At 59.8% G+C, this 19743-nt stretch carries 19 protein-coding genes and 2 pseudogenes; 10 read left to right on the top strand and 11 right to left on the bottom strand.

Features of this window, described 5'->3' with window-relative positions:
* Nucleotides 1-66: 66 nt before the first annotated feature.
* Entirely contained in the window at nucleotides 67-831 is a 765-nt protein-coding gene (locus HJB84_RS24950) for an IclR family transcriptional regulator (protein WP_221117188.1), read from the top strand.
* Nucleotides 832-878: 47 nt separating this feature from the next.
* Here the strand turns inward: HJB84_RS24950 and HJB84_RS24955 are convergent, their stop codons facing one another.
* The 9 genes and pseudogenes from HJB84_RS24955 to HJB84_RS33680 all read right to left on the bottom strand — a co-directional run.
* Nucleotides 879-1814, bottom strand: a complete 936-nt coding sequence (locus tag HJB84_RS24955; RefSeq protein WP_221117189.1) for a dihydrodipicolinate synthase family protein — start codon at nucleotides 1812-1814, stop codon at nucleotides 879-881.
* Between the two features lie 24 nt (nucleotides 1815-1838).
* The gene (locus HJB84_RS24960) at nucleotides 1839-2792 is read right to left on the bottom strand and encodes an ABC transporter ATP-binding protein (RefSeq protein WP_221117190.1); all 954 of its coding nucleotides are present in this window, start codon (nucleotides 2790-2792) and stop codon (nucleotides 1839-1841) included.
* Nucleotides 2793-3809: an ABC transporter ATP-binding protein gene (locus HJB84_RS24965; protein WP_221117191.1), complete on the bottom strand. Its 1017-nt coding sequence runs from the start codon at nucleotides 3807-3809 to the stop codon at nucleotides 2793-2795.
* Between the two features lie 8 nt (nucleotides 3810-3817).
* Nucleotides 3818-4735, bottom strand: a complete 918-nt coding sequence (locus HJB84_RS24970) for a dihydrodipicolinate synthase family protein (protein ID WP_207584521.1) — start codon at nucleotides 4733-4735, stop codon at nucleotides 3818-3820.
* Nucleotides 4736-4753: 18 nt separating this feature from the next.
* Nucleotides 4754-5632 (bottom strand): ABC transporter permease, encoded by an 879-nt coding sequence (locus HJB84_RS24975; protein ID WP_207584522.1) that lies wholly within the window; start codon nucleotides 5630-5632, stop codon nucleotides 4754-4756.
* 2 nt (nucleotides 5633-5634) lie between these two features.
* Nucleotides 5635-6594 carry an ABC transporter permease gene (locus tag HJB84_RS24980; protein WP_221117192.1) on the bottom strand — a complete coding sequence of 320 codons (960 nt, stop codon included), beginning with the start codon at nucleotides 6592-6594 and terminating at the stop codon, nucleotides 5635-5637.
* Nucleotides 6595-6659: 65 nt separating this feature from the next.
* The gene (locus tag HJB84_RS24985; RefSeq protein ID WP_221117193.1) at nucleotides 6660-8258 is read right to left on the bottom strand and encodes an ABC transporter substrate-binding protein; all 1599 of its coding nucleotides are present in this window, start codon (nucleotides 8256-8258) and stop codon (nucleotides 6660-6662) included.
* Nucleotides 8242-8985, bottom strand: a complete 744-nt coding sequence (locus HJB84_RS24990; RefSeq protein ID WP_207584525.1) for a FadR/GntR family transcriptional regulator — start codon at nucleotides 8983-8985, stop codon at nucleotides 8242-8244. Before HJB84_RS24990 ends, HJB84_RS24985 begins: the two co-directional genes overlap by 17 nt.
* Before the next feature lie 452 nt (nucleotides 8986-9437).
* Nucleotides 9438-9527, bottom strand: a pseudogene (locus HJB84_RS33680) (phosphopantetheinyl transferase); the annotation flags it as partial.
* 65 nt (nucleotides 9528-9592) lie between these two features.
* Between HJB84_RS33680 and HJB84_RS24995 the strand changes: the two are divergent.
* The 3 genes and pseudogenes from HJB84_RS24995 (at nucleotide 9593) to HJB84_RS25005 (ending at nucleotide 13526) form a co-directional block, all read left to right on the top strand.
* Nucleotides 9593-10352 (top strand): annotated as a pseudogene (locus tag HJB84_RS24995) (IS5 family transposase).
* Between the two features lie 589 nt (nucleotides 10353-10941).
* A complete protein-coding gene (locus tag HJB84_RS25000) occupies nucleotides 10942-12819 on the top strand; it encodes a methyl-accepting chemotaxis protein (RefSeq protein WP_207584526.1) in 1878 nt (625 codons plus the stop codon).
* A gap of 221 nt (nucleotides 12820-13040) precedes the next feature.
* Complete coding sequence (locus HJB84_RS25005) at nucleotides 13041-13526, top strand: hypothetical protein (RefSeq protein WP_221117194.1); 486 nt, start codon at nucleotides 13041-13043, stop codon at nucleotides 13524-13526.
* A gap of 44 nt (nucleotides 13527-13570) precedes the next feature.
* Here HJB84_RS25005 and HJB84_RS25010 read toward each other — a convergent pair whose 3' ends face one another.
* A complete protein-coding gene (locus tag HJB84_RS25010; protein ID WP_207584527.1) occupies nucleotides 13571-14215 on the bottom strand; it encodes an NrsF family protein in 645 nt (214 codons plus the stop codon).
* Nucleotides 14212-14760, bottom strand: a complete 549-nt coding sequence (locus HJB84_RS25015) for a sigma-70 family RNA polymerase sigma factor (protein WP_207584528.1) — start codon at nucleotides 14758-14760, stop codon at nucleotides 14212-14214. The genes HJB84_RS25010 and HJB84_RS25015 overlap by 4 nt, the downstream gene beginning before the upstream one ends.
* A 186-nt stretch (nucleotides 14761-14946) precedes the next feature.
* On the opposite strand from HJB84_RS25015, the gene HJB84_RS25020 reads away from it, so the two are divergent.
* The 6 genes from HJB84_RS25020 to HJB84_RS25045 all read left to right on the top strand — a co-directional run bounded on the left by HJB84_RS25020 (nucleotide 14947) and on the right by HJB84_RS25045 (nucleotide 19742).
* Nucleotides 14947-15195, top strand: coding sequence for a pentapeptide MXKDX repeat protein (locus tag HJB84_RS25020; protein WP_221117195.1), 249 nt, complete (start codon nucleotides 14947-14949; stop codon nucleotides 15193-15195).
* 148 nt (nucleotides 15196-15343) lie between these two features.
* Nucleotides 15344-16186 (top strand): cytochrome b/b6 domain-containing protein, encoded by an 843-nt coding sequence (locus tag HJB84_RS25025; protein WP_207584530.1) that lies wholly within the window; start codon nucleotides 15344-15346, stop codon nucleotides 16184-16186.
* Nucleotides 16183-16959 carry a molybdopterin-binding protein gene (locus HJB84_RS25030; RefSeq protein WP_207584531.1) on the top strand — a complete coding sequence of 259 codons (777 nt, stop codon included), beginning with the start codon at nucleotides 16183-16185 and terminating at the stop codon, nucleotides 16957-16959. Before HJB84_RS25025 ends, HJB84_RS25030 begins: the two co-directional genes overlap by 4 nt.
* 390 nt (nucleotides 16960-17349) lie before the next feature.
* Complete coding sequence (locus tag HJB84_RS25035; RefSeq protein WP_221117196.1) at nucleotides 17350-18108, top strand: FadR/GntR family transcriptional regulator; 759 nt, start codon at nucleotides 17350-17352, stop codon at nucleotides 18106-18108.
* Nucleotides 18109-18136: 28 nt separating this feature from the next.
* Nucleotides 18137-19111: a sialic acid TRAP transporter substrate-binding protein SiaP gene (locus HJB84_RS25040; RefSeq protein ID WP_221117197.1), complete on the top strand. Its 975-nt coding sequence runs from the start codon at nucleotides 18137-18139 to the stop codon at nucleotides 19109-19111.
* A 58-nt stretch (nucleotides 19112-19169) separates the two neighbouring features.
* Complete coding sequence (locus HJB84_RS25045; RefSeq protein WP_221117198.1) at nucleotides 19170-19742, top strand: TRAP transporter small permease; 573 nt, start codon at nucleotides 19170-19172, stop codon at nucleotides 19740-19742.
* Nucleotide 19743 lies beyond the last annotated feature (1 nt).

Consider the following 19743-nt stretch of genomic DNA (forward strand, 5'->3'; position numbering starts at 1 on the left):
TACGATAGGTGTAACTTCAAACTATGCCATGCCTTCAACCTCTGTCGCGGAAAAAATTCTGGTCCCATGGACAAAAGACAACCGTCAAAAAGCGATATCGTGCAGTCTGTTGATGTCTGCATCGACGTCTTGCTAAATGTCGCCAAAAACCCGGATATCAGATTGACTGAGGTGGCGCAGAACCTCGGGGAAACCAAGCCGAGAATTTTGCGCATGTTACGCACACTGGAACGGCGCGGCCTGGTGCGGAAGAGCGATACAGGCACTTACCGGCTGGGGACGACTGCGATCATTCTCGGGACTGCCGCCTCGACACAGGTTGATCTGGTGCGAATAGCCAATCCTGTTCTTGAAGAAGTTGGCCAGAAGGCGAACGAAACTACCCAGCTCAGGATCATCGACAATGGCGAATCCCTGTGCATTGCAAAGTTCGAACCGATGCGCGACTTGCGGGTACAGGCGATGATCGGTCGAAGACGACCGCTCACCGCCGGCTCGTACAAGGTGCTTCTCGCCTATCTCCACCCCCAGGTGCAGTTGCAAATGATCCCCGAGACTTTGCCGCGGCTGACCAAGCGCACCATCACGGATCGCAGCAAGTTGGTTGCTGAATTGGATAAAATCCGCCGCCAGGGATTTTGTGTGAGTTACGGTGAAGTCAGCGAGCAACTCGTCTCCGTCTCAGTGCCGGTTCTGGCATTCGACGGATCCGTGATCGCCGCGGTGAATGTCGGCGCCCCCGCCTTTCGCACGCAAAAAAGCGACGTCGACCGCTTCATCGTTCTGCTGAAGGAGGCCTCCAGCAAGATATCGGCCCGGCTGGGATGGTAGAGCTTTTCGTTCTGCGCCATATCGGAAAGCCCCTTCTTTAAGCAAATTCAGGGGAAAAGATCGGGGAGTTCGGAGCGTGCGATGCGTCGCAACCTGACCGCTTCTGCCGAGTCTATCGATTGATAAGGAGAGCGTAAGCGGGTGCCCACCGGTCCCCAATTGCCGATGGCACACAAAAGCTTGTCGAGAGCGGCGTTCGAATAGCCGAAATCCTGGCGAAAGGGGACGATATGCGCGTCCATAAACATGCAGATGTGTCGTTCCAGTTCGAGTGCGGCGTCGAGATCGCTTCGCATCGAGAGTGTCCAGGTCTGAGCACCGCGGGGACTAAGGCAGGCCACATTGGAAAAGGAGCCTGCTGCGACGCCTTGCTTGATGCCGGTTGCGAGATGATGGCCGGGGACGAAGAGCGAAAGCCCGGACAGATGCCGGCGTGTTTCGGCATACCAGGAAGCGTCGCCGTCGGCGAGCTTGATGCCGGTCACCTCCGGCACTGCCGCGCAGACCATGCCCAACTCCTTTGGCGCCAGCACCCGTTTTGCATGCGGCGGATTGTAGAGGATGAGCGGAATTCCGTCGGCGACGACGGCCGCCCGTTTCAAAAAGTCGACTGCTTCGGCATCGCTGATCGGCCACCAGTCCGGCAATATGACCTGAATGGCGCGGGGATCGAGCCCGGCGGCGCGGCGGACGCGATTGAGCATGATCCGCGGGTCGGGCTGGCAGGCGCCGATCACGAATGGCATGGAGGAAGCCTTGCAGCGTTCGGCCAGCATCGCCTGGATGCTGTCGAATTCCTCCTCCGTCTGATTGTGGAATTCCCCTGCCGTGCCGTTCGAATAGATACCATCGACACCGGCATCGATGAGGATATCGATCTCTTCGCCGAGCTTGTCGAATTCGATACTGTCATCGGCTGCGATCGGCAAAAGCAGGCTCGCCCAGTTTCCGCCGATGGCGGGATGTGGCGTCTTCAGGTTCATCTGTTTTCTCCGGTAGATGGCGGATCAGTCGAGGTCGTCGCGAATGCAGGCCTTGACGTGGCCGGGCGCGATTTCCCGCAATTGCGGGACGACGCCGGCGCAGGCATCGAGCGCGCTCGGACAGCGCGTGCGAAAAACGCATCCGCTCGGCGGATTGGCCGGGCTTGGAATATCGCCTTTCAGGATCTGTCTGTTCCGGCGGGCATCCGGATCGGGCGACGGAATCGCCGAGAGCAGCGCGCGCGTATAGGGATGCTGCGGCCTCGCATAGAGATCGGCGCTTGGCGCAATTTCCATGATACGGCCGAGATAGAGCACGATCACCCGGTCGCAGATATATTCGACGACGGCAAGATCATGCGAGATGAACAGCATGGTAAGGCCAAGCCGCTGCTGCAGTTCGCGCAGCAGATTGATCACCTGCGCCTGGATCGACACGTCGAGCGCCGAGACCGGCTCGTCGGCGACGATGAATTCGGGCGATAAGGTCAATGCCCGGGCGATGCCGATGCGCTGGCGCTGGCCACCGGAAAATTCATGCGCGTACCGATTGATCGCCTCAGTGGGCAGATCGACCTGGGCCAAGGCCGACAGCGCCCGTTCCAACCTGTCGTGAGAGGTGCCGATCCCCTGGATCTTCAGGCCCTCGGTCAGGATTTCGCCGATCGTCATGCGCGGCGACAGGCTGGCGAAGGGATCCTGGAAAATATACTGCATGCGCGGCCGTTGCCGTCTGAGCGCCGAGGCGGAAAGTGCTGTGAGTTCATTCCCGTCGAAGCGGACGCTGCCTGACGAAGGTTCGACGAGCCGAAGGACGGAGCGCCCGATCGTGGTCTTTCCGCTGCCGGATTCGCCGACGAGCCCGACGACTTCCCCCTTGCCGATATCGAAGGAGATGCCCTCAAGAATGTTCAGCCGCGTACCGCGGGAAGTATAATGTTTCGAGAGGTCGCGGACGGATAGCAGCGGTGCGCTCATCTAGATCTCCTGCCATCTGATGCAGCGGCTGCGGTGCTGCGGATTGACCTGTTCAAGCACGGGAACCGCGGCGCTACAGGCATCGATCGCGAATTTGCAGCGCGGCGAAAAGGCACAGCCGCTCGGCATGTTCATCAGGCTCGGGACCATGCCGGGAATGGCGGCGAGCTTGTCGCCGGCCTGCTTCATCCGCGCCGCGTCACCCAGGCGCGGCATGGAGGCGAGAAGGCCCATCGTATAGGGATGCTTCGGATTGCGGAAAACCTCGCCGACCGGTCCCTCTTCGACGATCCGGCCGGCATACATCACCGCGACGCGATGGGCGATTTCGGCGACCACGCCAAGATTGTGGGTGACGAAGAGCATGGCCATGCCGCGCTCGCGCTGCAGCCTGAGAAGCAGATCGAGAATCTGCGCCTGGATCGTCACGTCGAGCGCCGTGGTCGGCTCGTCGGCGATCAGCAGCGCCGGATCGCAGGCGAGCGCCATGGCGATCGTGGCACGCTGGCGCATGCCGCCCGACAATTCGTGCGGATATTGGCCGGCACGGCGCCGGGCGTCCGGTATACCGACGCTTTCAAGCAAGGCGACGGCTGCGTCCATCGCCGCCTTGCGGCCCGCCCCGCGATGGATGCGGATCGGTTCGGCGATCTGGTCGCCGATGGTGAAAACGGGATTGAGGCTCGACATCGGCTCCTGGAACACCATGCCGATGTCGTCGCCCCTGATCCCGCGCATGCTCCTTTCATCAAGGGAAACAAGGTCCCGGACCGCGCCGGACCGCGTGGTCAGGCGGATGCTGCCTGCGGCGATCACACCGATGTTGCGGGTGAGCAGCCGCATGACCGACAGGCTGGTGACCGACTTGCCGGAGCCGGATTCGCCGACGAGCGCCAGCGTCTCGCCGGCGGCAACCGTCAGGTCGATATCGTTGACCGCGGTGATCTCGCCGCCGCGCATGCGGAAGATCGTTCGCAATCCCCTGATATCGAGTACCGGTCCGGCGGTCTGTTCCATCGGCTTGCTCAGTTCAGCAGGCCGGTTGCACGCAGGATCTCGTCGATCCGTGCCGTTTCCGCATCGTTGAGCGAGGCACGCGGTCGCGGCATGACGGCGCTGTCGATGATGCCGAGGCTCTGCATGGCGGCCTTGAAGGCGCCGATACCCGATGCACCTCCACTGACACGGCCCTGCGCGACCCAGACGATTTCGAAGAGCCGGCAGAGGCGCTCCTGCTCCTTCTTTGCTGCGACCCAATCGCCGCGCTGCGCGGCATCCCAAAGGCGCACATAACCGTGCGGATCGACATTGGCGATACCGGGAACAACGCCGTCGGCCCCCATCAATAGCGCTGTGTCGACGACGATCTCGGAACCGGTCATCAGGAAGACGTCCTTGTGTTCGGCAAGGTCGAGGAGCGCATAGCGGAAGTTGCCGTCGTCGCCGCTGGAATCCTTGAGGCCGATAATGGCGCCTTCCCTGGCAAGCGTGACGACGGTCTGGCGCTGCAGCTTGACGTGAACGCAGACAGGAATGTCGTAGGCGATCAGCGGTACATCCACCGCGTCTCTCACATAACGGAAATGGTCGAGGATCTCGGACTGGCTGGTGACAGTGTAAAATGGTGCGGTTACCACCACTGCGTCGGCGCCGGCGGCCTTTGCGACCTTCGAATGAGCGATGACCCGATCCGTGGCCGGATCGATGACGCCGACGATCAGCGGCACGCGGCCATTCACCACCTTGGCGGAATGCTCAATGATTTCGCGGCGGGTCTTTTCGTCATGGAAGATCACTTCGCTCGTCGAGCCGAGCACGAATACGCCGTGGCAGCCGGCATCGATCAGATGTTCCAGCACGCGGGTATAGGAGGGGTAGTCGACGGTGAGATCCGGATTGAGCGGTGTTACGACGGGGGGGACGACACCCTTGAATTTGGTCATTTTCGCTTCTTTCGATTGTCAGTTCAGTTCGGCACGCGGGTCGAAGGCATCTCTGAGGCCATCGCCGATGAAATTGATTGCAAGCACGGCAAGGATCAGCGCGCCGCCGGGGAAGAGCCATTGCCACGGATATTGTTCGAGTACGGCCGTCGAGCGCGCCGCATTCAGCATGTTGCCCCAGCTGGCCGCCGGCGGCGCGATACCGAGGCCGAGGAAGGACAGGCCCGCCTCGAGCAGGATGGCATTGGCAATCTGCAGCGTTGCGTAGACCACGAGGATATCGATCGAGTTCGGCAGACCGTGGCGGAAGAGCAGATGCCCGATACCGGCGCCCATGCCGCGGGCGGCCATGACGAAGTCGCGCTCACGCAATTCCAGCAGCCGGGAGCGGATCATGCGGGCAAGCAGCGGCCAGGAGAGCAGCGAGATGACGAGCACGGTCGGCCAGATGCCGGTGCCGGCAATCGAGGCGAGCACAAGCAGGAAGATGACAGGCGGCAGGGTCATCACCAGATCGACAAAGCGCATCGAGACCGCGTCCGTCCAACGTCCCGCAAGCGCCGATATGGCTCCGAACAGAAAGCCGATGACCGCGGAAAGGGCGGTCGACGCGACGGCAACCAGCAGAGAAATCCTGCCGCCTTCGAGTACGCGCGCAAAGACATCGCGGCCGACGCCGTCGGTTCCGAACCAGTGGGTTGCCGTCGGGCCGCTGTTCATCGCCAGAAGATCGATATCGTTCGGCTGGAAAGCCCACCATAAAGGATAGGAGAGGATCAGCAGCAGCATCGGAATGGCAATGCAAACGCCGGCAACGGCCGCGCTGTTGAGCAGAAAACGGCTGGAGGCGCGGGCAAGTGGCCCCGGGCTGCGGCGTTGGGGGGAGCGTGCCAGCATGGTCAGCCCACCTTGATGCGCGGGTCGACAACCGCATAGGTGATGTCGGTCAGAAGATTGACGACGATAACGCAAGCGCCGATGACGAGCGTCGCTCCCATGATGACGGGGTAGTCGCGGGTCTGCACGGCATCGACGAGCAAAAGCCCCATGCCCGGCCAGTTGAAGACGCTCTCGATGAAGATGGCGCCGCCGATCGCAAGCCCGATGGTTGAGCCGATCAGGGTGACGATCGGAAGAAGCGCATTGCGCAACGCATGTTTAGCGATGACCCAGAACTCGAGAACGCCCTTGGCGCGGGCCGTGCGCACGTAATCCTGGTTCAGAACTTCGAGCAGCGAAGCGCGCATGTAACGCATGATCAATGCGGTTTGCGCGACGGACAGGAGGGCGGCCGGCAGGATCAGATGGTGAAGGAGATCACCGACCGAGAACTCCTCGCCGGGCGTCAGCATGCCACCCGACGGCATCCAGTGCAGGCGGACCGAGAAAATATAAAGGCCGATCAGTGCGCTGAGGAATGCCGGGCTCGAAATGCCGGCAAGCGCAACCACCGACAAGGAGAGATCGGCGAACGAATTGCGGCGGACGGCGCCGATCACCCCGCAGGCGATGCCGAGGACGATGGCGACGGCAAGTGCGGTGCCCATCAACAGCACCGTAGGTCCGATCCGCGACAGCACCAGGCTGAGTACTGGCTGGTCGAGGCGCTTGATCGAATAGCCAAGATTGCCGGTCAACGCCTGCTGCAGCCAACCCAGATACTGGACGGGCAAGGGCTGGTCGAGTCCGAGGTTTCTGCGCAGATCGGCAAGATCTGACGGCGACATCGGCAGGTTCCGATCGATATAGGCATCGATCGGATCGCCGGGTGTCAGGCGCAGCAGCAGGAAGATCAGCATGCTCAGGGCAACGAGCATGCCTACCCCTATGATCAGGCGTCTAAGACTGTATCGAAGCATCGTCAATCCGTATTGTCAGGCCGTCCTATCAGGGTGGCCGAAGCCACCCAGGCTTGCGGAAACGCCTATTCGGCGATCGACCATTTCTGCGGGGCGGCCTGGTAAGGGCCACCACCCGGCGCCGGCGTCCAGACAAAATCCTTCACCTTTGTCGAGACGATGCCGTAGCGGTTTGCCACCCAAAGCGTCGCCCAGGGCAGGTTCGTGTTCATCACCTTGCAGACGTCCTGATAGGCCGCATCCCGCTTGGCACTGTCGGGCTCGGCAAGGGCGCTGTCGAGTGCCTTGGTGAGGTCGGGCATGCGAACTCTGGCGACGTTCGGTCCGGCCGGAGGGATCTGCTTCTCGTTGATGCCGACATTGATGCTTCCGGCATCCGGCCCGTTCTGTAGCCCGGCGTAAACCATCTGGAACTGGGCAATATCCGGCGTCGCATCGAGCACGATGCTGTTATAGGTCGGCGCATCGACGGCGCGCGGAACGATGTTGATGCCGACCTGCGCAAGCATCGCCTGGACGGCGGCAAGCACGTTGGTGGCCAGCGGCGTGCTGTAATAGGTCAGAAGCGTGATCGGCTTGGCGCCGTTGATCTGGTCCCAGCCGGCGTCCTTCAGCAACTTCTTGGCCTTCTCGGGATCGTAGGCATAGGTGTCGATGCCCTGGGGTATCAGCTGTTCGGCGACATAGGCGCAGTTGGCTGGCTTGGCCGCGCCGCCATAGAGGCTCTGAATGATGGCATCGCGATTGATCGCATACATCACCGCCTGGCGGACGCGAACATCCTTCCAGATCGGGGAATCGTGATTGAAGCCCAGATAGTTGACGACGAAAGAGTTGCCTTCGATGACCTTGAAGTCCTTGTTGTCCTTGAAGGTCGGCACGTCGTTGGAATCGACATAGGTGAACTGGATCTCGCCGGATCTCAGCGCCGCAATCGCTGCGGCGGGGCTGGCGAAATAGCGGTTGATGACGCGTTCCAGTGCCGGTTTGCCACCGCGATAATCGGTGTTTGCAGCAAGCTCGACATACTGATCCGAGACGTATTTGGTGAATTTGAACGGCCCGGTGCCGATCGGAGCGGTGGACCACCAAGTGTTCTTTGCCAGCTGGTCGGCCGGTATCGAAGCGAGCGCATGCTCGGGCAGCATCATCACCTTGGTCATCGTGTCGAGAAAACTGCTGCTAGGTGCGCTGAGTTTGATGACGACCGTGTGATCGTCCGGCGTCTCGACGGACGATATGCCCTTCAGCCGGGCAGCGAGCACCGAGCCGGTCTTCGCGTCCATCGCAAGGCCGATGGTGAATTTCGCATCCTTGGCGGTGAAGGGCTTGCCATCATGCCATTTGGCGTCCGCCAGCTTGAACGTGTAGGTCGTCTGATCCGGGCTGACCTCGTAGGAGCTTGCCAGTGCGCCGACGACCTTCTGCAACTTCTGGTCATAGGTGATCAGCGGTTCGTAGTAGATGCTGAGCCAGGTGAAACCGGCGGTCGCCGCAAGCGGGTTGAAGTTGCCCTGAAAGCCGCCCGGGCCGACATCGAAGCCGCCGGACAGCGTGGCTGCCTGAGCCTCGGCTGCAGTGCCTGAAACGACAAGAGCCGGAACGGCAGCCGTCGACAGCAGGGCGCCAAGGGCGATAACGGATAATCTAGACAGTCTTTTCATGTGTTCCTCCCACGTTTGAACTTGTCTTGTTGTTGGCAATCACCCGGGCAATACCCTCGTAATGACGATCCAGGCGTCGGCGTGCCTCCTCCAGATCCTTTGCCTCGATCGCATCGACGATCGCGGCATGATCGCGCCACGTCGCCATCGGATCGAGATTTTCAAGGTTGACGAAATCCGACGCCTTGTAGAAGGCGAGCCAGAAGACGTCGATCAGCCGTACGAGCGTTTCATTGTCCTGGCAGCGAAACAGCAGCCGGTGGAACAGCTGGTCGTCTGCCGCAAAGGTTTCGCCGCGCTCGGCATGGGCGCGCATTCGACCGACGGTGGCGCGCAGTTCGGCGATGTCCTCCTCGCCGATTACATCGATCGTTTTGCCGATCAATCCCACTTCCAGCGTACGCCTGATTTCAAGCACCTCCTCGATCTGCCGCAGGGCGCCGCCGAGGCCGTAAGCGAGGTTGTCGAGAAGCGGTTCGAAGGAAAATGCCTTCACGAAGATGCCGACGCCGCGCCGCGTGTCCAGCACGCCGAGCGATTCCAAGGCCTTGATGCCTTCTCTCAGCGAATTGCGGCTGACGCCGAGCTGGGTGGCAAGCTCTCCTTCCGCCGGAAGCAGGGTTCCGGGCGCAAGGCCGTTGTCATCGATATAGGCGCGCAGACTTTCCTGAACGGAGACATGCAGCAGCGGCGCGCGCGTCAGCGGCTTCATCGATTTCAATGTCATGCCGGTCACTTTCTCGCATTGCCGATAAGATGCTTGTTGCATATATACTTGTAGGATATCTGTCAAATGGTTAGGCTGATGGGCCCATCTAGCAACGTCGTTGCAGCCACATCGCCCGCGAAAAACAGCGTCCCGGCGAGAGCCCTCCCCACTTCGATGTCGCGGCTATGCAGTTGAAACACAAGGTAGGGCGCCTGCTGAGCCTCGGTGACGCGTGCAACCTACTCGGGAGTGTGGAGGCAGTGGATTTCATCGGTAAAAGATGACTAAAATAATCACCTTATGTTGACAAGGCTTGTACCGCTCCATAGGTTCCGCCCGCATCCGTGAGGAAGGGACCAAGAATGGCGCGTGTTTTTTTGAATGTTTCTAATGTTGTATCGGGAATTTACAGGAATAGCCTGTTTGCCACGACAGCTTTGGTCGTGATCGGCATTGCAGCATCGCCGGCGATCACATCCTGAAGCGACAGCGACCGTCACAAGCCCGTCGGTGTTGGCGAGGCTGAATTGCGGCGTATCACGATCCTCGAGCCTTAGGAAGTGTGGACTCTTGGGATTCCCAAGGCTTAGCAAATCAGATTCAAGACTGTCTTTTGGAGGCAGTCATGGGTGTTTTGGATCGTCTGATCCTTCGGGATGAGCAGTGGGAGCGGATATCGCATCACATCATTGGTGACGAGCGCACGCGCGGTTCGTCCGGCCGCGACAACCGCATGTTTGTGGAAGCGGTGCTTTGGATTGTCCGTACCGGCTCACCCTGGCGTGACCTGCCGGAAGTATTCGGCGAGTGGAACAGTGTCTTCCGCCGTTTCAGCCGCTGGAGCCGGAAGGGCATCTGGTGGCGCATGTTCGCCGCGATGTCGGACGATCCGGACTTCGAATACCTGATCGTCGATTCCATCATCATCCGCGCCCATCAGCACGCTGCCGGCGCAAAAAAGGGGCTGAAGATCAGGCCCTTGGCCGTTCTCGCGGCGGCCTGAGCACCAAGATCCACATGGCTGTGCGTGGTCTCGGCTGCCCGGTCCGCTTCACACTTATCGCAGGCCAGAAGGGCGACGCGCCGCAAGCCGAAGCCCTGATCGAGGGCCTATCCGCCGACATCGTCATGGCGACACCGCTTACGACAGCGATCGCCTGCGCAATGCCATCGCCGATAAAGGTGCCGTGGCGGTGATCCCCAACAATCCTTCCCGTGCGCAAAAATACCCGCTGGACAAGCATCTCTATGCCCAGCGCCACCTCATCGAATGCTGCTTCTCAAGACTCAAGCAGTTCCGCAGGGTCGCTACGCGCTTCGAAAAAACCGCCGAAAACTACCTCGCAGTCGTCATTATCGCGGCTATCGTCCTATGGATCAGATAACTGTCCGCAATTCCTAGTCTGCCGTACTTGTCCGGAGACAATACGACATTGCCTAGCACTGTCCCGATAGACCCGCTCAACAGCCGCCGCAAGAGATAGCGGCCGGCAATGAACGAGGCTCGGTCTCCTTCAAATCGGTAGGTCGTCGCCCGATCCCGTTCGGCCTGTGAAAGCGACTGCTCCCAGCGGTTCCAGTCGTGTTCCTTCTTGGGATATCGCCAGAGCGCAATTTCGATGGCGGCGGGTTGATTTTCTGACTGTTGCATAGATCCAGTATGTCTGCTCAGGACCGCGCGGCAAGCACGCAGTCCGCCAATCGTTCATCAGCCGGCGCTGGCCCGATCGGCCGAGCGTTATTTTTCGGAGATTGAGATCCGATTTTCGCTCGTTATGGCTGCTTTATTGCTGGAGTTTCCAGTAACTTAGGGTCGTTGTGCGTTTAAATAATCGCGGAAGTTTCGGCCGGCGCAGAAGATTTCTGGAAACCGCACGGATCCGTTGTTTAGTTAATACTAAATTTTTGAATCTGGTGCGAGATTTTGCATTAACCGGCAAGCCGGTCGCACCAGTTATCTTCGAGGAGACCCGCATGAAGCGCCCCAGTATCAAGCAAGCCCTGATCGTGAAGCTGTCGATCATCAGCCTGTTCATGGTTGGCCTGTCCTATGTCTCGCTGAGCACGATTTCGACACTCCGTGCCAATACCGAGCAGATTGGGACGTTCTGGATGCAGCGGCTCGTGACCGCTCGCGAAATCAAGGACAACTTCCTCGAGCTGAAACTGGTCTACGCTCAATACCTTCTGGAGGATACAGCGGAGGAGCAGACCGTCGCACGGCAAAAAATCGATGCCGCCGGCGCCGCGGTCGAGAAGGTCGTCACCGAATACGAAAAGGGCGTCCGTACCGAGCGAGGGCGCGAACTGATCAATCAGCTCAAGCCTGAAGTGAGCAAATATCGCGAATTGGCAGAGCAAATGATCGCACTTGAGAACAGCGGGAAGGAGCCTGACGCAGTCCGTTTCTTCAAGGAAAATATGGAACCTCAATCCGAGCTGGTGGACAAGGCTGTGGGCGATCTGGTCGCTTTTATTCTCAACCAGGCTGAAGGGTTTGTGGCCGCCAGCGATGGTTCAGCGACGTCCGCTTTCATGTTGACGTCCGCAATCGCAGCGCTGGCCGTACTGATCGCCATGGCTGGCATGGTGTTTGCGATATTCGGCATCGCCAATCCGATCCGAAGCATCGCCTCCGCCATGAGGCGTCTGTCGGACGGTGACCTTGATAGCGACATACCCGGTGCCGGCCGCGCCGACGAAGTTGGCGAAATGGCCGGTGCCGTCGAAGTCTTCCGCCAGAATGCTCTCAATGTCGTCAGGTTGGAAACGGAAGCGGCTGCATCCCGCAGCGAGAGCGAAGCAGTGCGCGCGGCAGCCCAGCAGCGCGCCGAACGCGAGGCGGAACAATTGCGCTTCGCAACGACAACATTGGGCGGAGGCCTCCGGCGGCTTGCAGCAGGCGACATATCTTTCCAGCTTTCGGAACAATTTGCATCCGAATACGAAAGCTTGCGCGAAGACTTCAACGCCTCGCTCCGGCAATTGGGGGCGACGATCGGAGCCGTGCTGCAGACGGTGCACAGCATAGACAACGGCACTGGTGAGATTGCCTCTGCCGCGCAGGACCTTTCCAAGCGTACCGAACAGCAAGCTGCCTCTCTCGAGGAGACGGCTGCAGCTTTGGACGAGATCACCTCGAATGTGTCGATGGCGTCCAAACGTACCGACGAGGCACGCAATGTGGCCCTGGAAGCCGATATCAGCGCGCAGCGGTCGGCAGCTGTCGTGTCGGAGGCGGAGCAGGCCATGCGACGCATCGAGGACAGTTCGGAGCAGATTTCGAACATCATTGGTGCAATCGATGAAATCGCCTTCCAGACCAACCTCCTGGCGCTGAACGCCGGCGTTGAGGCCGCCCGTGCGGGTGAGGCCGGCAAAGGTTTTGCAGTGGTCGCACAGGAAGTCCGTGAGCTTGCCCAGCGCGCCGCGCAAGCAGCCAAGGAAATCAAGGGCTTTATTCAAAAGTCGTCAACCGACGTGAAAAATGGCGTGAAACTGGTTCTCGAAACCGGTACGTCGCTCAAGTCGATCGGTGAATACGTCGTACAGATCAACCAACTCATGGATGCGATTGCCACATCGGCGCGCGAGCAGTCGACTGGCCTTGCCGAGATCAATACAGCCGTCAATCATATGGACCAGGCGACCCAGCAAAATGCCGCCATGGTCGAGCAGTCGACGGCTGCTGCCGCCTCTTTGTCCTCCGAGGCAGGCCGTCTGCGGGATCTGGTCAGTCAATTTCAATTGGACGGCGACAAAAACGCGGCGGGCGTGGAGCGCAGCAGCCGGGCCTTCGAAGGCAACATGCCAATCCGGTTGGTCACTCCGCGACGCGTGACGCAAAGATGAAGCGCGATGACGTCAGATTGTTCGCCTCAGAGGTGGAGCGACGTGCTGAGATGGTCAGGTCGGCCGTTTTCCGGACCCGTATTGGCCCGCCTCGGAGCAAGTGATCGGGCCAATCAGTCGGCGAATGAGACAACGCCGATCTAAGCGTCATGAAGGTGTTGTCCGCGCGTGAGATGACCACCGCCTTGAAGGCATGAATCGGGATAATGTCAGGAGACCGAATGCCGACTTCGCCGGTGGAATATCCTGCTCCGCAGAGTTTCGTTGCTGCGCTTGGGCAAGCATTCGATAGCGAGACTGGCAGGACGATAGTGGAGCCTTTCGGAATTGTCTGGGGCAACGCTGTCGCCCTCGATAAAGGATTGGATACCTACGACATTTCCGCGCCCCGACTGGGTATACACCTTACTTTCAAGCATTCGGGCGTGGTCTTCGACCATGAATTCCAGGATGACGGCAAAGGTCCGTTCCTGTTGACGCACTGCGCCTTCTGGGGGGATGAGGATGAGTACGAAAGCTATAAGGGTCCGATCTGGAAGGACTTGAGCTTCTCCAGCACACTGGCCGATGCGGAGGAGAAATTGGGGACGCCAACGAGAGTCGGCCGCCTTGGTATCCATTTCTGGGAATTGCCTGATTTCAGATTGACCATGCAATGGAAGAGCCGGGAAAGCATTCGGGTGATTTCGTATTGGATGAAGCAATAGATCATGTGTCGTTCGCACATCGCTGATCTCCAGCCGGGAAGGATCTACCAGCGCAGCAGGCGAGGGCCGGTGAAAGCGCCGAGCGCGCCGGTGAGCAGGATGCCGAGGGAATACCAGATCAGCACGAAGGGCATGCCGTTTTCGGTGCAGAACCAGGAATAGACCCAGGCGCCCGCTGCTCCCGCGGCGATACCGGCGACGAAGCCCGTCAGCCGCAGATCCGAGGGTGCCGTACGGCGCAGTGCCCAGACGGCGCCGGCATAAATAGGTATCGCGAAGCCAAGGATCAGCAGCGGGCAATGGAGCGCCGAGGAGCCAAGGATCAGCACCGGGTAAGTCTCGGTCGGAGCCATGATGAGTTGGACGGCTGCCACCGCTGCCATGGCGGCGAAGGTCACGGCAAGCCAACCGAAAAAGCGGCCCTCGGAACCGTCGGGTCGGGAGAGCCGATAGACGGCGAGGAAGGCCGCTACCGCAATCAGCGCATTATAGGCCGATTTGATCCAGAAGACCGGCAGCATCAGCACGTCAGGCATATCGACCCGCGGACCGAGAATGGTCAGCATCAGCACCAGGGAGAGCCCGAGGGCCGGCAATATGCCGAGCGCAAAGTGCTGCCACAGTGAATTGCGCGGCACCGGCGTCAGGTCCCTTGCCAGGCTTTCGATTATGTCGTCCGTCTTTGTCACGATGCGCCTCGCAATCTCTCTCCGAGCGCCTTGAGCGCCCGGTGGATGCCGACCTTGACCGCCGATTCAGACTGGCCGGTGCGGTTTGCGGTGTCGGCAACCGACTGGCCCTCCAATTTCACCAGCCGGATCAGCTCCTGTTGTCTCAATGGCAAGCCGTCGAGCAACCGCTCGACGTCCATGCGGGCCGTCAAGCTATCCTCGCTGAAGTCGCTTTCGATTTCCTCGCCAAGCTCGGTCTCTGCCAGCCTGCGTCCGCCGCGGCCGCGATGATGGTCGATCAGCTTGTAGCGGGCGATCGAGAAGAACCAGGCCGTGAACGGTCTTCTTCGGTCATAGGTGGATCGGCGAGAATGCAGTGCCAGCAATGTCTCCTGGACCAGGTCTTCCATATCCGCTTTCGTCGCCGCGGCCATCCTGCGGCTGTAATAACCGACGAGCAGCAGGCGCAAAGCCGCCAGCAAACGCCGATACGCCGCCTCGTCCCCGTCAAGGGACAGAAGCATCAATGCTTTCAGGGCTTCTTCCGAATGGGCGGTTGTCATGCTGTCAGAGAGTTCATTCGCTAGAAGCGGCCAATCGGTTACAGGGAAGATCAAAAAAGTAACGGCATCACAGCTCTATCACATGCACGTGAGGCTGTAACGCATTCCGACGCTCTCTCGAATAGCTTAATGTGAGCCATCGGCACGCCGCCAGCGGACACGAAAATCCATTTTCAGGAGAGTTCCATGACCAAGCTTTTTTCCAGCCTTGCAGCCTGCACCTTCGTCGTCGGTCTTTCTCTCGCAGGCGTCGCATCGGCTGAGGACGCCATGAAGACCGATGCGATGAAGAAGGACACTATGGAGAGCGGCAAGATGTCGAAGGATGCCATGAAGATGTCGGGCACCAAGAAGGACTGCATGCACAAGGCCGGCATGGAAAAGGACGCGATGAAAAAGACCGACATGATGAAGACCTGCGATGCGATGAAGTAGGCGTTTCGCATCTGCGCGGCTGCTGAAACTTTCTACAGCGCCGCGCGTCTTTTTAGAGACGCAAAGGACGCTGTCGCACTTTGAATTATGTATTTGTAGGCGGCCCCGTCTTCTTGTCCCGAAATGTCCATTCATCCGGAGAACAGTCATGGCGACGATCGATGCCGGCACGCAAACCGGCCGCACGCTCATCTACCGCCACAGCCTTACTGTGCGCCTTTCGCATTGGGTGAACGTGCTGTGCCTCACGGTGCTGCTGTTCAGCGGCCTGCAGATATTCAATGCACATCCGGCGCTCTATTGGGGCCAGTATGGCGCCGACAACGACCCGTCCTTCATCTCCATGGAAGCTACCGAAGACGGCAGTCAGGTGAAGGGGCTGACGCATGTCGGTTCGTTCACCTTCGATACGACAGGCATGCTCGGTCTTTCGAATGTCGACGGCGAGGCGACGGCGAGGGGTTTTCCAAGCTGGCTTACCCTTCCAAGCTATCAGGATCTGTCGACCGGTCGGCACTGGCATTTCTTTTTTGCCTGGTTGTTCGTCCTCAACGGTCTCGTCTATCTCGCCTATGGGTTGGTCAGCCGGCATTTCGGCCGGGATCTCGCCCCGGCCGGCGCGGAGCTGACACTCACGCATCTCGGCCATGAGGTCGTCAACCATGCCCGGCTGCGCTTTCCCAAAGGAGCCGAGGCACGCCACTACAACACGCTACAGAAGCTGACCTATCTCCTGGTGATCTTCCTGTTGCTGCCGTTGATGGTTGCGACGGGGTTGACCATGTCGCCGGGCTTCGATGCCGTGGCGCCCTGGCTGCTCGATATCTTCGGTGGGCGGCAATCGGCCCGCACACTGCATTTTCTCACTGCCTTCTCGCTCGTCGCCTTCGTCTTGGTGCATGTCGCCATGGTGATCCTGTCGGGTGTCTTCAACAATCTGCGTTCGATGATCACCGGTTATTTCGCCATCGAACAGGGAGATGAACAATGAGCCGCCTCATCACCCGCCGCCGCTTCCTGATCGGTTCGACCCTGACTGCCTCCGCGCTGGGATTGAGCGGCTGCGACGCATTGGTCGAAAGCGACCGGACGAAATCGGTCCTGAAGATCGCTGAGGGGTTCAGCATGAAGGCGCAGCGCTTCCTGCAAGGCGACAACGCGCTGGCGCGTGAATTCAGCGAGGCGGATCTCTCGCCGGTCTTTCGCTCGAACGGCACCAGCATGCCTGACAACCCGCAATATCTCGACTGGATGAGCCAGCAGTTTTCGACCTGGAGACTTGATATCGGCGGACTGGTGGAAAAACCGGCTCAGCTGTCGCTCGCCCAGTTGAAGGCGATGCCGTCGCACACCCAGATCACCCGCCACGACTGCGTCGAAGGCTGGAGTGCGATCGGCAAATGGACTGGTCTGCCGCTTGGCGCCTTGCTGCAATCGGTCGGGCTGAAGCCCGAGGCGCGCTATATCGTGTTCCACTGCGCCGACGAATACGAAAAGTCGCTTGATGGCACCGGCTGGTATTATGAGAGTATCGATCTGGTCGATGCCTTCCACCCGCAGACGATCCTTGCTTATTCGATGAACGGCCGCGACCTGGAAGTGGCGCATGGAGCGCCGCTGAGGCTCAGAGTCGAGCGGCAGCTCGGTTACAAGCAGGCGAAGTATCTGACCCGCATCGAAGCGGTCGCGGATCTCGGTCGGCTTTACGGCGGCAATGGCGGATTCTGGGAGGATCGCGGCTACGAATGGTATGCCGGGATATAGCTCCTCGGTAGGGCTCTGAAACCGAGGCGAGCCTCCCATCTATTCCACCCGGGGTGTGGCAATGATCTGCGAGCGTCGCTCGAAGCCGCCATGACGTTCCTGGTACAAGAGGACGGGATCAGCCATCGCCCCACTATCCGCCATTGGCCGATCATCTCCCAGATAGTCGGCCTGTCTGGCGTCACTTCCCCGGCAGATCCTGTTCGATCGTCGCATTCTCCCTATAGCCCGCGACCCTTGGAAATCATGAAGGTTCCCATCTGTGGTTTTCCTGTTTAACGTTTATGCGACGGATTGACGCACAACCCCAGCGATGATACCTATGCGCCAATTGGTCAGGCCAGTTGACCAGATGCGTGCTTGAGGAGAAGCGCGCCGAGGAGGCCCAAGATGTTTTCGCCTGTTGAATCACGCCGCCTCTATAGGCAGGTGGCCGATCAGATTCGATTGATGATCGTAAGCGGCGAGCTTGCCGTCGGTCAGCGGTTGCCGGCCGAACGTGACCTGGCGGAACAGCTGTCGGTGTCACGCCCGACCGTCCGCGAAGCGCTGATCGTCCTGGAGGTCGAAGGCCTCGTCAACATCCGTATGGGATCCGGCATCTATGTGGTGCGCCAGCATGCCGCGACTGTGGCGGGGAGCGAGCGCGAGCCGGTGGAGGGGCCTTTCGAGCTGCTGCAGGCGCGCGCCATCATCGAATGCGCGATTGCCGAGGAAGCTGCAGGCTGCGCCAAGCCGGACGATATCGCCCTGCTCGATGAAGCGCTGACGCGTATGAGCGGCGGCGTCAATGATGCGAGCACGGTGCTTGCCGCCGATCGCGCCTTCCACACCGGCATTGCCGCGATCGTCGGCAATGCGACGCTGATCCGGGTAACCGGCGAGATGTTCGACATGCGGATGACGCCTTATTTCGCCAAGCTCGCCAGCCACTTCGAGGGGCCGGGAACATGGCGCAGCGCCGTCGACGAACATCGGACCATTCGCGACGCGATCGCCGCCGGCGATGCCACGGGCGCCAAAACGGCCATGCGCGCCCATCTCACCATGTCACAGAAGAGGTTTTCCGAGAGCTTCGGGGAAGAGTTTTCGGGAGAGGAAGAGCGCGGCCGCAGCAAGCGGCCTGCGAAAGGAACGACCAAGACTTGAGACTTAACTGAGCTCGGAGGAGAGAGCGATGAAGAGCAGACTGACAACGATACTTTGCACCGCAGCCGCGATCATGGCGACGACGGCGGTCGCGCATGCTGAGACAGTGCTGAAATGGGCGCATGTCTATGAAACGTCCGAGCCCTTCCACACGGATTCCGTTTGGGCCGCGGAAGAGATCAACAAGCGAACCGACGGGCGCTACAAGATCGAGGTTTATCCGGCCTCGCAGCTCGGCAAGGAAGCCGATATCAACCAGGGCCTCAAGCTCGGCACGGTCGACATCATCATCTCGGGATCGAGCTTTGCCGCACGCGACTACAAGCCGATCGGCGTCACCTACTTCCCCTATATTTTTCGCGGTCCCGATCATCTGATCGCCTACACCAAGAGCGATGTCTTCAAACGCCTTGCCAAAGGCTATGAGGATAAAACCGGCAACCACATTGCCGCCGTCAGCTATTACGGCACGCGCCACACAACTGCGAACAAGCCGATCGCCAAATGCGCCGATATGCAGGGATTGAAGATCCGGGTGCCCGACGTTCCGGCCTATCTCGCCATGCCGCGGGCTTGCGGCGCCAACACCACGCCGATCGCTTTTGCCGAAGTCTATCTCGCTTTGCAGAACGGCACGGTCGAGGCACAGGAAAACCCGCTGACGACAATCGAGGCGAAGAAGTTCTACGAAGTCCAGAAGAACATCATCCTCACCGGACACATCGTCGATCACCTCAACACCGTGATCTCGAAGACGCGGTGGGCGAGCCTGTCCGACGAAGACAAAAAGATCTTCGGCGACGTCATGCAGGAAGCCGCCGAGCGCACGAGCAAGACGATCGCCGGCAAGGAAAACAGCCTGATTGCGACTTTTAGGGAAAAGGGGCTGAACGTTGCCGAGGTCGATAAGGGCGATTTCGAGAAGGCCGTGATGGAAAAGGTCAAGTTCGAGGACTTCGGCTACGAGAAAGCCGATTGGGAAGCAATCCGCGCGATCCAGTAAAGCCAGGGCGCGGCGTTAGCCGCCGCGCCCGTCTTCCCCAACCGGAACAAGGCCGATCATGTCGCAAGAAATACGCACGCAAATCACGGCCGAGGAAATCGGTCACGAATTCGAAGGCCACGCGCCGACCGCAAACATGTCGGACTACGCCATCGAAGACTGGATCACGCTGATGGTCTTCTGGCTGATGGCGGGTTGTGTCTTCCTGCAGTTCTTCACGCGCTATGTGCTGAACGACAGCTATGCATGGACCGAGGAGATCGCGATCAACTGCCTGATCGGCGTCGTCTTTCTGGGCGCCGTCATGTGCGTGCGCACCTCGCGGCATATCCAGGTGGACGTGTTCTATCACTATATGCCGGCAGGCCTTGCCCGCGTGCTGGCGACCGTCGTCGACATCGTTCGCATCGGCTTTTTCGCCTATGGCTGCCACCTGATGTGGCGCTATGTCGATATCGTCGCCGACGAGCAAATGGTCACTGTCGAGCTGCCGCGCAACATCGTCTTCTACTCCGTTCTCGTCGCCTTCGTGCTGATGCTGATCCGCGCGGTCATCGTCTTCATCGCCAATATGCGCCGCGGCTACTCCGTTCTGGAGCGCCCGGAAGAATTCCAGACCGTCGAGGATTGAT

Origin of the sequence: Rhizobium sp. NZLR1b, from assembly GCF_019685155.1 — a bacterium.
In the GTDB taxonomy this organism is placed as follows: Bacteria; Pseudomonadota; Alphaproteobacteria; order Rhizobiales; family Rhizobiaceae; genus Rhizobium.

What these genes read in the sequence shown, in the direction of transcription:
- HJB84_RS24950 (WP_221117188.1), top strand. Translation starts at nt 67, where the DNA reads ATGGACAAAAGACAACCGTCAAAAAGCGATATCGTGCAGTCTGTTGAT.
- HJB84_RS24955 (WP_221117189.1), bottom strand. Translation starts at nt 1,814, where the DNA reads ATGAACCTGAAGACGCCACATCCCGCCATCGGCGGAAACTGGGCGAGC.
- HJB84_RS24960 (WP_221117190.1), bottom strand. Translation starts at nt 2,792, where the DNA reads ATGAGCGCACCGCTGCTATCCGTCCGCGACCTCTCGAAACATTATACT.
- HJB84_RS24965 (WP_221117191.1), bottom strand. Translation starts at nt 3,809, where the DNA reads ATGGAACAGACCGCCGGACCGGTACTCGATATCAGGGGATTGCGAACG.
- HJB84_RS24970 (WP_207584521.1), bottom strand. Translation starts at nt 4,735, where the DNA reads ATGACCAAATTCAAGGGTGTCGTCCCCCCCGTCGTAACACCGCTCAAT.
- HJB84_RS24975 (WP_207584522.1), bottom strand. Translation starts at nt 5,632, where the DNA reads ATGCTGGCACGCTCCCCCCAACGCCGCAGCCCGGGGCCACTTGCCCGC.
- HJB84_RS24980 (WP_221117192.1), bottom strand. Translation starts at nt 6,594, where the DNA reads ATGCTTCGATACAGTCTTAGACGCCTGATCATAGGGGTAGGCATGCTC.
- HJB84_RS24985 (WP_221117193.1), bottom strand. Translation starts at nt 8,258, where the DNA reads ATGAAAAGACTGTCTAGATTATCCGTTATCGCCCTTGGCGCCCTGCTG.
- HJB84_RS24990 (WP_207584525.1), bottom strand. Translation starts at nt 8,985, where the DNA reads ATGACATTGAAATCGATGAAGCCGCTGACGCGCGCGCCGCTGCTGCAT.
- HJB84_RS25000 (WP_207584526.1), top strand. Translation starts at nt 10,942, where the DNA reads ATGAAGCGCCCCAGTATCAAGCAAGCCCTGATCGTGAAGCTGTCGATC.
- HJB84_RS25005 (WP_221117194.1), top strand. Translation starts at nt 13,041, where the DNA reads ATGCCGACTTCGCCGGTGGAATATCCTGCTCCGCAGAGTTTCGTTGCT.
- HJB84_RS25015 (WP_207584528.1), bottom strand. Translation starts at nt 14,760, where the DNA reads ATGACAACCGCCCATTCGGAAGAAGCCCTGAAAGCATTGATGCTTCTG.
- HJB84_RS25020 (WP_221117195.1), top strand. Translation starts at nt 14,947, where the DNA reads ATGACCAAGCTTTTTTCCAGCCTTGCAGCCTGCACCTTCGTCGTCGGT.
- HJB84_RS25025 (WP_207584530.1), top strand. Translation starts at nt 15,344, where the DNA reads ATGGCGACGATCGATGCCGGCACGCAAACCGGCCGCACGCTCATCTAC.
- HJB84_RS25030 (WP_207584531.1), top strand. Translation starts at nt 16,183, where the DNA reads ATGAGCCGCCTCATCACCCGCCGCCGCTTCCTGATCGGTTCGACCCTG.
- HJB84_RS25035 (WP_221117196.1), top strand. Translation starts at nt 17,350, where the DNA reads ATGTTTTCGCCTGTTGAATCACGCCGCCTCTATAGGCAGGTGGCCGAT.
- HJB84_RS25040 (WP_221117197.1), top strand. Translation starts at nt 18,137, where the DNA reads ATGAAGAGCAGACTGACAACGATACTTTGCACCGCAGCCGCGATCATG.
- HJB84_RS25045 (WP_221117198.1), top strand. Translation starts at nt 19,170, where the DNA reads ATGTCGCAAGAAATACGCACGCAAATCACGGCCGAGGAAATCGGTCAC.